At 37.9% G+C, this 15,241-nt stretch carries 14 protein-coding genes and 1 tRNA gene; 12 read left to right on the top strand and 3 right to left on the bottom strand.

The annotated features are described in order from the left end of the window. Window positions 1-9: 9 nt before the first annotated feature. The 6 genes from ACFSAV_RS05770 to infB all read left to right on the top strand — a co-directional run bounded on the left by ACFSAV_RS05770 (window position 10) and on the right by infB (window position 5,728). Complete coding sequence (locus ACFSAV_RS05770) at window positions 10-753, top strand: BUD32 family EKC/KEOPS complex subunit (RefSeq protein WP_379097270.1); 744 nt, start codon at window positions 10-12, stop codon at window positions 751-753. A gap of 1 nt (window position 754) precedes the next feature. Continuing rightward, entirely contained in the window at window positions 755-889 is a 135-nt protein-coding gene (locus ACFSAV_RS05765; protein WP_379097329.1) for a hypothetical protein, read from the top strand. A gap of 107 nt (window positions 890-996) precedes the next feature. Beyond that, window positions 997-1,073: transfer RNA gene (locus ACFSAV_RS05760), tRNA-Met, on the top strand. 185 nt (window positions 1,074-1,258) lie between these two features. Beyond that, window positions 1,259-1,714: a ribosome maturation factor RimP gene (gene rimP / locus ACFSAV_RS05755; protein WP_101775160.1), complete on the top strand. Its 456-nt coding sequence runs from the start codon at window positions 1,259-1,261 to the stop codon at window positions 1,712-1,714. A 17-nt stretch (window positions 1,715-1,731) separates the two neighbouring features. Next, window positions 1,732-3,216 (top strand): transcription termination factor NusA, encoded by a 1,485-nt coding sequence (nusA, locus tag ACFSAV_RS05750; RefSeq protein WP_379097266.1) that lies wholly within the window; start codon window positions 1,732-1,734, stop codon window positions 3,214-3,216. A 16-nt stretch (window positions 3,217-3,232) separates the two neighbouring features. Then, window positions 3,233-5,728, top strand: a complete 2,496-nt coding sequence (infB, locus tag ACFSAV_RS05745) for a translation initiation factor IF-2 (protein WP_379097263.1) — start codon at window positions 3,233-3,235, stop codon at window positions 5,726-5,728. A 161-nt stretch (window positions 5,729-5,889) separates the two neighbouring features. Here the strand turns inward: infB and ACFSAV_RS05740 are convergent, their stop codons facing one another. Beyond that, complete coding sequence (locus ACFSAV_RS05740) at window positions 5,890-6,660, bottom strand: hypothetical protein (RefSeq protein ID WP_379097260.1); 771 nt, start codon at window positions 6,658-6,660, stop codon at window positions 5,890-5,892. A gap of 189 nt (window positions 6,661-6,849) precedes the next feature. On the opposite strand from ACFSAV_RS05740, the gene rbfA reads away from it, so the two are divergent. Both rbfA and truB read left to right on the top strand, forming a co-directional pair. Beyond that, a complete protein-coding gene (gene rbfA / locus ACFSAV_RS05735) occupies window positions 6,850-7,251 on the top strand; it encodes a 30S ribosome-binding factor RbfA (protein WP_101774837.1) in 402 nt (133 codons plus the stop codon). Continuing rightward, complete coding sequence (gene truB / locus ACFSAV_RS05730; RefSeq protein WP_379097257.1) at window positions 7,251-8,171, top strand: tRNA pseudouridine(55) synthase TruB; 921 nt, start codon at window positions 7,251-7,253, stop codon at window positions 8,169-8,171. The genes rbfA and truB overlap by 1 nt, the downstream gene beginning before the upstream one ends. Before the next feature lie 181 nt (window positions 8,172-8,352). Here truB and tyrS read toward each other — a convergent pair whose 3' ends face one another. Both tyrS and sfsA read right to left on the bottom strand, forming a co-directional pair. Continuing rightward, a complete protein-coding gene (gene tyrS / locus ACFSAV_RS05725; RefSeq protein ID WP_379097254.1) occupies window positions 8,353-9,540 on the bottom strand; it encodes a tyrosine--tRNA ligase in 1,188 nt (395 codons plus the stop codon). Window positions 9,541-9,789: 249 nt separating this feature from the next. Next, complete coding sequence (sfsA, locus tag ACFSAV_RS05720) at window positions 9,790-10,515, bottom strand: DNA/RNA nuclease SfsA (RefSeq protein WP_379097251.1); 726 nt, start codon at window positions 10,513-10,515, stop codon at window positions 9,790-9,792. A gap of 383 nt (window positions 10,516-10,898) precedes the next feature. Between sfsA and pntA the strand changes: the two genes are divergently transcribed. The 4 genes from pntA to ACFSAV_RS05700 all read left to right on the top strand — a co-directional run bounded on the left by pntA (window position 10,899) and on the right by ACFSAV_RS05700 (window position 15,177). Further along, entirely contained in the window at window positions 10,899-12,428 is a 1,530-nt protein-coding gene (pntA, locus tag ACFSAV_RS05715) for a Re/Si-specific NAD(P)(+) transhydrogenase subunit alpha (RefSeq protein WP_379097248.1), read from the top strand. Between the two features lie 10 nt (window positions 12,429-12,438). Beyond that, complete coding sequence (pntB, locus tag ACFSAV_RS05710; RefSeq protein ID WP_379097245.1) at window positions 12,439-13,863, top strand: Re/Si-specific NAD(P)(+) transhydrogenase subunit beta; 1,425 nt, start codon at window positions 12,439-12,441, stop codon at window positions 13,861-13,863. A gap of 113 nt (window positions 13,864-13,976) precedes the next feature. Next, window positions 13,977-14,597: a hypothetical protein gene (locus ACFSAV_RS05705; RefSeq protein ID WP_379097242.1), complete on the top strand. Its 621-nt coding sequence runs from the start codon at window positions 13,977-13,979 to the stop codon at window positions 14,595-14,597. Further along, window positions 14,581-15,177, top strand: a complete 597-nt coding sequence (locus ACFSAV_RS05700) for a DNA glycosylase (RefSeq protein WP_379097239.1) — start codon at window positions 14,581-14,583, stop codon at window positions 15,175-15,177. The genes ACFSAV_RS05705 and ACFSAV_RS05700 overlap by 17 nt, the downstream gene beginning before the upstream one ends. Window positions 15,178-15,241: the final 64 nt, after the last annotated feature.

Below are 15,241 nucleotides of genomic sequence, written 5' to 3'. Positions count from 1 at the left end.
AATATTAAAATGGCAGCGGCAGATACTGCTTTTGAAGAATATGTTAAACAGTTACTCATAAACCATAAAGGAACAAGAATTTATCGGTTTGAGTATCAAGGGCAGTATTTTTGGTTAAAGCAGCCAGAACAGCTTCATGGAATTTGGAAATTATTAAAGCCTCATCCGAAAATGTCTTTTCAGAAAGAGATTCAAACTTTACAGTATTTTGCTTCTGTTAATGCGCCAGTCCCTAAATTAATATTATACGATAAGGACTTTTTAGTCCTAAACGATGCAGGTCGAAGTGCAATTGCTTGGATAGAGGATCTTACTGTATTAGATAGTTTAAAACATACAATTTTATCTGATTGCATAAAAGCATTGATCGCCTTACACCAAAAGGATTTAATTCATGGGCGCCCTGCATTGAGAGATATGACATGGCGAGATGGTAAAGTGAAGTTTCTCGATTTTGAAGCACATGTATATCGTAAACAGAAGCTTACTTGGGATAAAGCACGTGATATATTAATTTTTTTACATGGAGTATGCCGTTCGAAAACGATTTCAAATCAAGAAGTACAGCAAATTATTCAACTTTACATTGAATTAGGTAATGTGAGTGTATGGCATTTAATGTGTGAAACATTACGAAAATATCGCTTTATTTATTATCTTTTGCTACCATTTAAACCAATTGCAAAAACGGATTTAATTGCTATTTATCGCTTATTTGAAAATATGTCCACTCAACTTAAAGAAGGAAAGTAGTATGAAAAAATGTATTATGATGATCGTAATCAGTCTTGTTATGTCTGGTTGTGCTGTTGGTGGCAGTGTGAGTGCAGGTGGCGGAAATAGCGGGGTAGGTATTGGTGTCGGTATTGGTACAGGTGTCCGTTTTTAGCGAAAAGAGCGGTCGATTTTGTGCTATTTTTTGAAAAAATACAAAAAAATTAACAATTAAAACTTGCTATTTTGGCTGAAATCTCTATAATACGCCCATATTTCGGACGCGGGGTGGAGCAGCTTGGTAGCTCGTCGGGCTCATAACCCGAAGGTCGTCGGTTCAAATCCGGCCCCCGCAACCACTTTACAGACAGTTCAGTAAAGAAGCCCCAAAATGATGGGGTTTTTTCATATCTGAATGAGGATTTTTTGATGTAAGGACTGGACAAACGAGTCCTTTTTTTATGTCTAAAATTTGAGATTAACAACAGGAAAAAGATAATATTCTATTGTTTTAATTTCATGAACAGTTAATGAGGGTTTTGTTTTGGCAAGTTTAGAACAAAAGTTACAAGAATTATTACAAGAGTCGGTTGAAGATTTAGGCTGTGAACTTTGGGGCATTGAATGCCAACGTTCTGGTAAATATTTAACAGTGCGTTTATATATTGATAAAGAAGGCGGCGTAACCGTTGAAGATTGTGCAAACGTCAGCCGTCAAGTGAGTGCGATTCTTGATGTAGAAGATCCAATCAGCGATAAGTATAACTTGGAAGTATCGTCACCAGGATTAGATCGCGTATTGTTTACCTTAGCACAATATCAGCGTTATATTGGTCAAGATATTGTTGTACATTTACGTATTCCAGTGTTAGATCGCCGTAAATGGCAAGGTAAATTAGCAAAAATTGAGAACGATATGTTAACTATGATCGTAGATGGTCAGGAACAAGTTTTAGTGTTTGGCAATATTCAAAAAGCCAATATTATTCCTAAATTTTAAAGGGAGCGAACAGAGCAATGAGTAAAGAACTTTTATTGGCTGCTGAAGCCGTGTCAAATGAAAAATTATTACCACGTGAGAAAATTTTTGAGGCATTAGAAAGCGCATTAGCCCTTTCAACCAAGAAAAAATATGAACAAGAAATTGATGTTCGTGTTGTGATCAATCCTAAAACGGGTGAATTTGATACTTTTCGTCGTTGGTTAGTGGTAGAAGAAGTCGCCAATCCAACGAAAGAAATTACGTTAGAAGCTGCACAGTTTGAAGATCCAACAATCCAGTTAGGTGATTACATTGAAGATCAAATTGAATCTGTGGCATTTGATCGTATTACCATGCAAACTGCTCGCCAAGTGATTAGCACTAAGATTCGTGAAGCGGAACGTAATAAAATTGTTGAGCAGTTCCGTTCACAGGAAGGTGAAATTGTGACTGGAACTGTAAAGAAAGTGAACCGTGACAATATTGTGTTGGATTTAGGTCAACAAGCTGAAGCAGTAATTTTACGTGAAGATATGCTACCACGTGAAAACTTCCGCCCAGGTGACCGTGTCCGTGGTGTGCTTTATAAAGTAAGCCCAGAAAGTAAAGGGGCACAATTATTTGTGACTCGTGCCAAACCTGAAATGTTGATTGAATTATTTCGCATTGAAGTACCAGAAATTGGTGAGGAATTAATTGAAATTAAAAATGCCGCACGCGATCCTGGTTCTCGCGCTAAGATTGCAGTGAAAAGTAATGATAAGCGTATCGATCCTGTTGGTGCTTGTGTTGGTATGCGTGGTGCACGCGTACAAGCAATTACGAATGAATTAGGGGGGGAGCGTGTAGATATCGTGCTTTGGGATGATAATCCTGCACAATTTGTGATTAACGCAATGGCACCAGCTGATGTGAGTTCAATTGTTGTGGATGAAGATTCTCATTCAATGGATATTGCTGTTGAATCAGCAAATCTTGCTCAAGCGATTGGGCGTAATGGTCAAAATGTCCGTTTAGCTACTCAATTAACTGGCTGGACGTTAAACGTGATGACAACAGATGAATTAGATGAGAAGCATCAAGCAGAAGATAATAAAGTATTGAAACTGTTCATGAATGCCTTAGAAATTGATGAAGAGTTTGCACATATTTTGATTGAAGAAGGCTTCTCAACTTTAGAAGAATTAGCTTACATTTCCGTAAGTGAGTTAACCGCGATTGATGGTTTAGAAGATGAAGATCTCGTAGAAGAGTTGCAAACGCGTGCAAAAGATGCAATTACTGCTGCTGCATTAGCGGAAGAAGAAGCATTGAAGCAAGCTCATATTGAAGAGCGTCTACTTAACTTAGAAGGGATGAATCGTCATATCGCATTAAAATTAGCAGAGAAAAATATTACTACTCTAGAAGAACTTGCAGAACAAGGTGTTGATGATTTAGCTGATATTGAAGATTTAACAGCGGAACAGGCAGCAGATTTCATTATGGCTGCACGTAATATCTGTTGGTTCAGTGAGTAATGGGAGGAGTGAAGATATGACAGAAGATGTTAAAAAAGCTGATGGGACAGCCCCAAAGAAATTGAGCTTACAGCGCAGAACGAAAACCACGGTGAGTACTACCGCAGGTGGTAAGGCAAAAGAAGTGCAGGTTGAAGTTCGTAAAAAACGCACTGTACCAACAGATGCAGCGAAAAAAGCAGAAGAAGCTAAGTTAAAGGCGATTCAAGAGGCAGAAAGACTTGCAGCAGAAAAAGCGAAGAAAGAAGCTGAAGAAAAAGCGCGTTTAGAGGCTGAAAAAGCGAAACAAGTTAAAGCTGAAGAAACTAAAAAAGCCCAGCAAACTATAACTAAACCTGTTGATACGGAAAAAGAAAAACGCCGTGCGGAAGAAGCAGAGTTACGCCGTAAAGCAGATGAATTGGCTCGTCAGAAAGCAGAAGAACAAGCGCGTAAAGCAGCAGAAGAAGCAAAACGCTATGCAGAGTTAAGTGATGATGATTTTGAGTCAACAAGCGCAGAAGACTATGCGGATTATAATTTAACTTCTAGTTATGCACGTGAAGCAGAAGACGAAGAGGAACGCCGTAAAGAAAGCCGTAATCGTGGTGGCAAAAACAAAGTTGTCAAAGCGAAAAAAGGCGGACGTGAAGATGAAAGTTCAAAAAATGAGCGTGAATCAAATCGTCGTAATCAAAAAGAGGGTAAAGGTGGTAAAGGTAAAAATGCGAAAAAAGGTAGCGCATTACAACAAGCTTTTACCAAGCCTGCTCAAGCCGTTAACCGTGATGTTGTGATTGGTGAAACTATCACTGTTGCAGAACTTGCGAATAAAATGGCAGTAAAAGCGACAGAAGTCATTAAAACAATGATGAAAATGGGCGCGATGGCAACGATTAACCAAGTGATTGACCAAGAAACTGCACAACTTGTTGCAGAGGAAATGGGACATAAGGTTATTATTCGTAAAGAAAATGAACTTGAAGAATCGGTGATGAGTGATCGTGATGTAGATGCGGAATTAGTGACTCGCGCACCAGTGGTCACTATTATGGGTCACGTTGACCATGGTAAAACCTCGTTACTTGATTATATTCGTAAAGCCAAAGTGGCTTCAGGTGAAGCGGGTGGTATTACACAACATATCGGTGCATACCATGTAGAAACTGATGGTAAAATGATTACTTTCTTAGATACACCGGGACATGCTGCATTTACTTCTATGCGTGCACGTGGTGCGAAAGCAACGGATATCGTTGTACTTGTTGTTGCAGCAGATGATGGCGTGATGCCACAAACTATCGAGGCAATTCAACATGCTAAAGCAGCAGGCGTACCAATTGTTGTTGCGGTGAATAAGATTGATAAACCCGAAGCTAATCCAGATCGTGTTGAAACAGAATTATTACAACATGAGGTTGTGGCAGAGAAATTTGGTGGTGATACACAATTTGTTTATGTCTCAGCGAAAAAAGGGACGGGTGTTGATGAGCTACTTGAAGCGATCTTATTACAATCAGAAGTGCTTGAATTGACAGCGGTGAAAGAGGGAATGGCAACAGGTGTTGTGATTGAATCTTATCTTGATAAAGGACGTGGTCCAGTTGCAACTATTCTTGTTCAGTCTGGGACTTTACATCGCGGCGATATTGTACTTTGTGGATTTGAATATGGTCGTGTACGTGCGATGCGTAATGAAAACGGTAAAGAAGTTGCTAGTGCAGGTCCATCAATTCCAGTGGAAGTGTTAGGTCTTTCAGGGGTGCCAGCGGCAGGTGATGAAGCAACAGTTGTTCGTGATGAGAAAAAAGCACGTGAAGTGGCATTATATCGTCAGGGCAAATTCCGTGAAGTGAAATTAGCGCGTCAGCAAAAAGCGAAATTGGAAAATATGTTTACCAATATGGCGGAAGGCGATGTAGCAGAATTGAATGTAATTGTGAAAGCTGACGTACAGGGTTCGGTAGAGGCTATTGTTCAATCCTTACACGAGCTTTCAACTGATGAAGTAAAAGTGAAAGTTGTTGGTTCTGGTGTTGGTGGTATTACAGAAACAGATGCGACTTTAGCCGCAGCTTCAAACGCAATCGTTGTTGGTTTCAACGTACGTGCTGATGCTTCAGCGCGTCGTATTATTGAATCAGAAAGCATTGATTTACGTTATTACTCAATTATTTATGAGCTATTGAATGAAATCAAAGCAGCAATGAGCGGTATGTTACAACCTGAATTTAAACAAGAGATCATTGGTCTTGCGGAAGTACGTGATGTGTTCCGCCATCCGAAATTTGGTGCAATTGCAGGTTGCATGGTCACTGAAGGTATTGTGAAACGTAACAACCCAATTCGTGTATTACGTGATAATGTGGTGATCTTTGAAGGTGAACTTGAATCACTACGCCGTTTTAAAGATGATGTGGCAGAAGTACGTAACGGAATGGAATGTGGTATTGGCGTGAAAAACTACAATGACGTGAAAGTAGGTGACCAAATTGAAGTCTTTGAAGTAGTTGAGATCAAACGTACAATCTAACTTCTCACTGATAACTAAAGAAGCGGGGAGCATAAAGCTGTTCGCTTTTTGTTTATGTCAGCAAGGTAATTGAGAGGATGGAGTCAAAACTTTTCTAAAAATCACCGCACTTTTTTACCTAACTGATGAAAAAAGCAGGTGTACTAACCTGCTTTTTCGCTTTATTGACAAATGAACCCATCGTTTTGACCGATACAAGCTGCTTGTAAGCCTATATAAGCTGGAACGGCTAAAATACCAACAGCTACATCAGCTACTGCAGCAAATGGAGTGAGTAATATTGTAGTGACACTGGGTCCTTTTTCAGCTGGGGAATATTCCAGATTAGTATGTATTTCTATAGTTTCAGAAAATGGATAGTGATTTTTTGCTACATAATTCACTCCTTCTTTTGCTAAATAACGATGACCAACAAGATTAATTTCACGATACCAAATTTTCTTTTCTCGATTTAATTTTTCTAAATCAATTTTGTGTTTATATTGTTTCGTCATGTTATAGAATGCCGTTTTATAGGAAAGGTTTTTAAAGCCTAGATCAGTAGCAGTTTTCAGATGTTTTTTACTCAGCTTACTGATATCTAATGCTAAATAAAGCTCGGTAGTGATTTCGTCTGGTTTTACTTTTGTACTATTAACTATGCCCATTTGTGAGTACATATGTTGTTTAAAAGGTAATTTGACTAACTTAGCAATTAGCTGTTTATCTTTCGGTTTTTGTTCTGCTAAGAGATAATGATATTTTTCACCAAACACGGCAATTTTTTTATTTGGTGTTAAACCAAAAAAGTAAATATGATCTTTTTCTACATCAATGTGTACTGTCTCAGATTTCTCATCACTGTCATATAATGCTTCCGTGAAACCTCCTTTACACCCAGCCAACAACAAACCAGATAATAAAAGTAGAAAATAATTTTTGAAAAAATGCATAACGCCTCCTAATTGATCAAATCACTAACACCATAAACATTTTAAAGAAAATAAACAATCCTTATATGAAGAGATAAAAAGTTGATAAAAAAATCGAATAAAGTTGCCTTGAACAGTCAGTTATATGTATTAAAAATACATGATTTGTGCCAAAATACAGCCCTTAAAGAAAAAGAATAAGGAAAAGAAATGGCAAGAGAATTTAAGCGTAGCGATCGGGTTGCACAAGAAATTCAAAAAGAAATTGCAATTATTTTACAACGTGAGGTGAAAGATCCTCGTATTGGTATGGTAACTGTTTCTGATGTTGAAGTATCAAGTGACCTTGCATATGCGAAAGTGTTTGTGACATTTTTATTTGATCATGATGAATCAGCAATTGAATCAGGTATGAAAGTGCTAGAAAAAGCCTCGCCTTATATTCGTAGCTTGCTTGGTAAAGCTATGCGCTTACGTATTGTGCCTGAAATTCGTTTTATTTATGACCGCTCTTTAATTGAAGGTATGCGTATGTCAAATTTAGTGACAAATGTAGTGCGCCAAGATCAAGAACGTCATATTGATGATGATGTAATATCAGAGGAAAAATAATGTCGAGACCTCGTAAACGTGGGCGTGATATTGATGGTGTATTTTTGCTTGATAAGCCGCAAGGAATGAGCTCAAATGACATTATGCAAAAAGTGAAGCGTCTATTCCAAGCGAATAAAGCTGGACATACAGGAGCATTAGATCCATTGGCAACAGGTATGTTGCCAATTTGTTTGGGGGAGGCAACAAAGTTTTCTCAATTTTTACTTGATGCAGATAAACGCTATCAAGTAACTGCAAAGTTAGGTGAGCGTACAGATACTTCTGATGCGGAAGGACAAGTAGTTCAAACGCGTTCTGTGAATGTCACAGAGCAAGATATTCTTGCAGCTTTACCACATTTTCGAGGCAATTCAATGCAAGTACCCACAATGTTTTCTGCATTAAAGTATCAAGGAAAACCGCTATATGAATATGCACGAGCAGGGATTACCGTTGAACGAGATGCGCGTCCAATTACTATCTTCGCATTGACTTTTATTGAGTATCATGCACCTTATTTAACTTTAGAAGTGCATTGCTCTAAAGGGACTTACATTCGTACTTTAGTCGATGATCTAGGCGAGTATTTGGGTTGTGGTGCGCACGTTACGGTATTACGTCGTACTGCTGTTGCTGATTATCCTATTGCGGCGATGGTGGATTGGGCGACTTTACAAGAATTAGCCGAAAAGCAAGATCTTGCGTTACTTGACCAATATTTATTACCAGTAGATAGTGCTGTTTCAAAACTAGTTGCATTAGCGCTGAATAAAGAACAAACTCAATCAATTCGTTTCGGGCAACGAGTAAAATTTGATAATGTAGAGCAAATTTACGGACAAGTGCGCTTATTGTCAGAGCAAAAGCAATTCTTAGGTGTTGCTGTTGTAGATGAAAATAATGTAATTCATCCCCAGCGGTTAATTAGTCAAAGTTAAATCTCAGCTTTAAAATTTAAAAGTATTACACAGTAAGCAGATTCTGCTTTTCTTCTTGATAGGATTTAATAGCGCACTCATTTCTTTCATCTCACAAAATAATAAAGACAGCGAAAGGCTGTCTTTATTGGTTTTAACGGATTTGAAAAGTGCGGTCACTTTTCTGAAAGTTTCGTAGACGCTATTTAACCGTAACTCGTGCAAATTTGCGTTTACCCACCTGATATACTGCGCTACTTGATGTGATCACTAATTTTGCATCTTCTACTTTTTCACCATCAATTTTAACGCCACCTTGTTGAACCATACGATTTGCTTCTGAGGTTGAGGCAACTAAGCCTGCTTCTTTCAATAAATTCGCTAGACCAATTTCACCTTCGAAAGTAAACTCTGGCATTTCGTCTGGCATTACACCTTTTTGGAAACGGTTAATAAATTCTTGCTCTGCGGCTTGTGCGTCAGCTTCTGAATGGAAACGAGCAATGATTTCTTTAGCAAGTAACACTTTGACATCACGAGGGTTACGACCATTTTTGACTTCTGTTTTTAATTGTACAATTTCAGTTAATGGACGGAAAGAGAGTAAGTCGTACCAATCCCACATTAAATCATCCGAAATTGACATCACTTTACCAAACATTTCGTTTGGTGCTTCTGTGACACCGATATAGTTACCAAGTGATTTAGACATTTTTTTCTCACCATCTAAACCCACTAATAATGGTAGAGTGATTGCCACTTGAGGTTTTTGACCTGCAGATTTTTGTAGCTCGCGTCCTACAAGTAAATTGAATTTCTGATCTGTTCCACCTAATTCCACATCAGCTTCTAAGGCGACAGAGTCATAACCTTGTAGTAATGGATAAATGAATTCATGAATTGCGATAGGTTGATTATGACTAAAACGTTTTTTGAAATCATCACGTTCTAGCATGCGAGCGACGGTATAATTAGAAGCTAAACGGATCATGCCTTCTGTGCCAAGTTCACCTAACCAACTCGAATTAAATACGATACGCGTCTTTTGAGGATCAAGAATTTTATAAATTTGTTGCTTGTAGGTTTCTGCGTTACGTAACACATCTTCACGGCTTAATGGTGGGCGAGTACTATTTTTACCTGAAGGATCGCCAACCATGCCAGTAAAATCACCGATTAAGAAGATAACTTCATGCCCAAATTGCTGGAATTGACGTAATTTGTTTAGTACTACAGTGTGACCAAGATGAATATCTGGTGCTGTTGGATCTGCACCTAACTTGACGCGCAAAGGGCGATTCTCTTTTAATTTTTCAATTAAATCTGTTTCTGAAAGAATTTCATCTACACCGCGTTTCAGTTCTGCGAGAGCTGTATTGATATCCGTCATTGCTGTATCCTGTTTTATTTGAGCTAAAACACTACATTATAGTGATTATTCAACAAATGAAAAGCGATTTACTTTGAAAAGTGCGGTCTGTTTTTTGAAATTTGAAGATAAAAAAAAACGCCTCTTTGTGGGGGAGGAGGCGTTCAAATGTTGGAGTGATTATCTATTGTTGTTTGAATGATGTAAATGATAATTGTTATCAAAAATAAAGTCAATAGATTTTAATGAAAATTATTCTCAAATTTGAAATTATTTTTTGTCGCCAATGTAACTCACTGAATTTATAAGAGAAAGTGTTATTGGTTGTGCTTTTGCAAAACTAAATTCCCCCGCATAAGCATAGACTTCAACACCTTCATGAATAGCTTCATGTAATAATTTGTCATATTCAGGATCGATATGTTCTGCCACTTTAAAGCAATCAAAGCCATTATGCAGCCCGGCAAAAAAGACAACAGCACGGTGTCCTTGTTTTTTCATTGCCATTAATTCACGTAGATGTTTTTGCCCACGAGTTGTCACGGCATCAGGAAACATACCTATTGTATTTTTTACTAATGTGACTGATTTCACTTCAACATAACAATCAGGCAAATTGTCACCTTTTAATAAAAAATCAATGCGACTATTTTCTTCACCATATTTCACTTCAGGCAAAATTTGGTTATACATAGCTAATTCCTTAATTTGTTTATTTTGTAATGCTTCAAAGGTAAGTTGATTAGAGCGATGTGTATTAATGCATACCATTTTACCATTTTTAAGCTGAGTAATTTCCCATGAATGTGGATATTTGCGGGTTTGGCTATCAGAATGAGAGTACCACACAATATCACCAGCTTCACCGCAACCAGTCATCGCCCCAGTATTTGCACAATGGATCGTGAGTATCTCGCCATTATCCAGTTGTACATCGGCAAGAAAACGTTTGTAACGACGAATGAGTATTGCTGATTGGAGTGGAGGGAGTTGCATAGAAATCCTTGTATGTTAATTGAAAAATGTGTTGTTATATTGCGGAATTTTATACTTTCTGGCAAGCAAAAATAGGTTTAAAACGAAGAAGGCTTTTATCATCAGCAAATAAACGTACGCTGGGTTTTATAAACGTTTTGTGAATAAATTAAGTATTTTAAAATTGCCGTATAAATGAGTAAATTGTCAGTAAATAATTTTAGAAAATTTCTATTTTTATGAGGGATTAAATAAATAACTTTAAATCATATATGAAATTGATAAAAACTTTTGTAACTTTAAAACAATAAATGGTACATTGAAGCAGTTTTGACTTTTTGTCATCTTTTAGGGGAGTAACGTGTTTACTCGAACTTATCATCAATCAATTTGAAGGAAACATTATGTTAATTGGTGTACCTAGAGAACTGCTTGATAATGAAAGTCGTGTGGCGGCAACGCCGAAAACTGTGCAGCAAATTTTAAAGCTCGGCTTTGAAGTGATTGTTGAGCATAATGCCGGTTTTAAAGCGAGTTTTGAAGATCAAGCATTTGCAGAAGCTGGCGCAAAAATTGGTTCAGTAGAAGAAGTTTGGCAGTCAGATATTGTTTTTAAAGTGAATGCGCCAACGGATGCAGAAATTGCGTTACTTAAAGAAGGTGCGACATTAGTCAGCTTTATTTGGCCTGCGCAAAATCCAGAACTGATGGAAAAATTGTCTGCCAAGAAAATTAATGTATTAGCAATGGATGCGGTGCCACGTATTTCTCGCGCACAATCTTTAGATGCATTAAGTTCAATGGCAAATATTGCAGGTTATCGTGCTGTGGTGGAAGCTGCGCATGAATTTGGTAGTTTCTTTACTGGTCAGATTACAGCGGCAGGTAAAGTACCCCCTGCAAAAGTACTTGTGATTGGTGCAGGTGTAGCGGGCTTAGCGGCTATCGGTGCAGCAAATAGTTTAGGTGCAATTGTACGTGCGTTTGACTCTCGTCCTGAAGTGAAAGAGCAAGTAGAAAGTATGGGCGCCAGTTTCCTTGAAATTGATTTCCAAGAAGAAGGTGGTAGCGGTGATGGCTATGCGAAAGTCATGTCAGAAGAATTTAATCGTCGTGCTCTGGCGCTTTATGCAGAACAAGCCAAAGAAGTCGATATTATTATTACTACGGCATTAATTCCAGGTAAGCCAGCTCCCCGTTTGATTACCAAAGAAATGGTGGCATCCATGAAGCCTGGATCAGTGATTGTGGATTTAGCAGCTGCTACAGGTGGTAACTGTGAGCTGTCGAAAGCGGGGGAAGTGGTGGTGACAGAGAACCAAGTGAAAATCATTGGTTACACGGATTTACCAAGTCGCTTACCAACGCAGTCTTCTCAGCTTTATGGGACAAACTTAGTTAATTTATTGAAGTTATTGTGCAAAGAAAAAGATGGCAACATTGATATTGATTTTGAAGATGTTGTGTTACGCGGTGTCACAGTTATTCGTGATGGTGAAGTGACTTGGCCTGCACCGCCAATTCAAGTTTCTGCACAAGCACAACAAACGAAAATGACACCTGTTGAGAAAAAAGAAGTGAAGCCTGCTGATCCTCGAATCAAATATGGTGCAATGGCTGTGGCAGCATTCTTGTTTATGGCATTAGCTTCAGTTGCACCCGCTGCATTTTTATCGCACTTCACTGTATTTGTACTTGCTTGTGTTGTTGGCTACTATGTTGTATGGAATGTTAGCCATGCGCTACATACACCATTAATGGCAGTCACTAATGCAATTTCAGGCATTATTATTGTAGGAGCATTATTGCAGATTGCACAGGGCAATTTCTTTATTAGCATTTTGGCATTTATCGCGATTTTAGTAGCAAGTATCAATATTTTCGGTGGCTTTAAAGTCACACAACGTATGCTTGCGATGTTTAGAAAAGATTAAGGAGTAAGCAATGTCTGAAGGTTTAGTACAAGCTGCTTATATCGTTGCAGCATTACTTTTCATTATGAGCTTAGCAGGTCTTTCTAAACATGAAACTGCAAAAGCAGGTTGTTGGTATGGTATTGTCGGTATGGCAATTGCTTTAGTCGCAACAATTTTTGGTCCAGAATCAAAAGGGACTATCTGGATTTTAATCGCGATGGTAATTGGTGCCGTGATTGGTATTAAGCGAGCGCTAAAAGTAGAAATGACTGAAATGCCAGAGCTTGTCGCAATTTTACACAGCTTTGTCGGCTTAGCCGCAGTGTTAGTTGGTTTTAACAGTTATGGCTTACACTATGAAGCGGCAATGCCAGCAAATTTAGATGCTGCAGCACAAGCGGCATTTTTAGCAGAGCAAAAAGTGTTAAGTAATATCCATAATGTAGAAGTATTTCTTGGGATTTTTATTGGCGCTGTCACTTTTACAGGTTCTGTGGTCGCATTTGGTAAATTACGTGGCATTATTGATTCTAAAGCATTGGCTTTACCACATCGCCATAAATTAAATTTAGCTGCGTTAGTTATTTCAGCATTATTGATGGCATCATTCTTAAATAGCCCAGAAAATATTTTCCCTGTGTTATTGATGACCGCAATTGCGCTTGCTTTTGGTTGGCATTTAGTTGCTTCAATAGGTGGGGCAGATATGCCAGTCGTGGTGTCTATGCTTAACTCCTATTCAGGCTGGGCAGCAGCAGCGGCAGGTTTTATGTTAAGTAATGATTTATTAATTGTAACTGGCGCCTTAGTTGGGTCATCTGGTGCGATTCTGTCTTACATCATGTGTAAAGCCATGAACCGTTCTTTCATTAGTGTAATTGCGGGTGGTTTTGGTAACGATCCTGTGGTAAGTAGTGATGAAGAACAAGGTGAACACCGTGAAACTACCGCAGAAGAAGTGGCTGAATTACTCAAAAACTCAAGTTCTGTGATTATTACACCGGGATATGGTATGGCAGTTGCACAAGCACAGTATCCTGTGGCAGAAATTACGCAAAAACTGCGTGAGCGTGGTGTGAATGTGCGGTTTGGTATTCATCCTGTAGCAGGTCGCTTACCAGGTCATATGAATGTGTTACTTGCAGAAGCGAAAGTCCCTTACGATATTGTGTTAGAAATGGATGAAATCAATGAAGATTTTGCTGATACTGATACTGTATTAGTGATCGGTGCAAATGATACTGTAAATCCTGCTGCGATGGATGATCCAAACAGCCCAATCGCAGGTATGCCGGTACTTGAAGTATGGAAAGCACAAAATGTGATTGTATTTAAACGCTCAATGAATACGGGTTATGCTGGTGTACAAAATCCATTGTTCTTTAAAGACAATACACAAATGTTGTTTGGTGATGCGAAAGATCGCGTAGACGATATTTTGAAAGCATTATAAAAATTTGTTGAAAATTGACCGCACTTTTGAAGTGCGGTTTTTTTATCTATGAGAAAGTTGTGATAAAAAAATTAAAAACATTGTCTTTAACGTCATGGATAGCTATTTTATCCATGATTATATCTCTATATTCTTGTCATTCATTACAGAAACAACAAGAAACCAATGCAAAGCCTTATTTGAAATTCATTGCAGATAGATATGCTTTCCCTAATGCAGATGGCAAGTTATATTTTGGTGCCTTAGTCAAAAATATAGGTTTAGGTCCCGCATTGATTACGTCAGTTTCTATTTCTACTCATAAACAAGAATATGAGTTAAATAATCTTTCTCCACAACAAGAATATATGACATTACGAAATATTTTTCGTGATAATGGATTCAATTTTGATGAGGGTTGTCGATTTTTTCCACAAGGTATGATTTCTGTGAATCAAGGAATTATCGCTGGAGAAAGTATTCCATTGATTATTTATCCTGAATGGGATAATCAAGATATATTAATGACATACAAGAGAATGCTGTTAAAGTTAAAACCTGAGGAAGAGCTGAATTTTGAGGATAATGTTTATCACGCGTTGTATATGAAAAGAGAAATTTGCCAAAGACAAGTACTAGCTATTTTAGCGAATGGCATCACATTAAATGTCGAGTATAAATCTATTTATGGCAAAATAAATAATAAGAACGATCGAATAAAAATATTGAAAGTGAAATATGATGAAAACTATTGAAATCCACCCATTTCCGCCTATTTTTCCACCGCATGCCAAAGTAATGATGATGGGGACGTTTCCGCCGAAAGAAGACAAGCGGTGTATGCATTTTCATTATCCTAATTTTCAAAATGATATGTGGCGGATTTATGGTTTAGTATTCTTTAATGATGCTGCCCATTTTCAAGTGAAAGGTGAAAAACGATTTGATCCTATACGTATTGAAGCTTTTTTACGCGAATGGGGGATTGGGTTATGCTCCACAATTCATACTGCGATTCGTGAAAAAGATAATGCGTCTGATAAATTTTTAACTGTAGTAGAGCCTGTTGATCTGGCTCAGGCTTTAACGCAAGTCCCAAATTGTCGCTGGCTATTTACGACTGGTGGTAAAGCAACAGAAACACTTTTAAGTTTGTTACCAGAAAAAATAACACCACCTAAAACCAATCAATTTATTACTTTTTATTATGCAGGACGTGAATTAAACTTGTACCGTTTACCTTCAACCTCAAGAGCCTATCCAATGAGTTTGCTAAATAAAACAAAAGCCTACCGCACTTTCTTTGAATTAACTGGGATCTTAGCTAAAGAGTAAAAAGAATTCATCGTCAATAAATCTAAACTTTGTTAAGATAAACTTCATTTTTACTGATTATTTT

This window comes from Pasteurella oralis (assembly GCF_042681465.1).
Lineage (GTDB): Bacteria > Pseudomonadota > Gammaproteobacteria > Enterobacterales > Pasteurellaceae > Pasteurella > Pasteurella oralis.
Note: the sequence above shows the minus strand (reverse complement) of the source record. Positions and strands in the feature narration are given on the sequence as shown.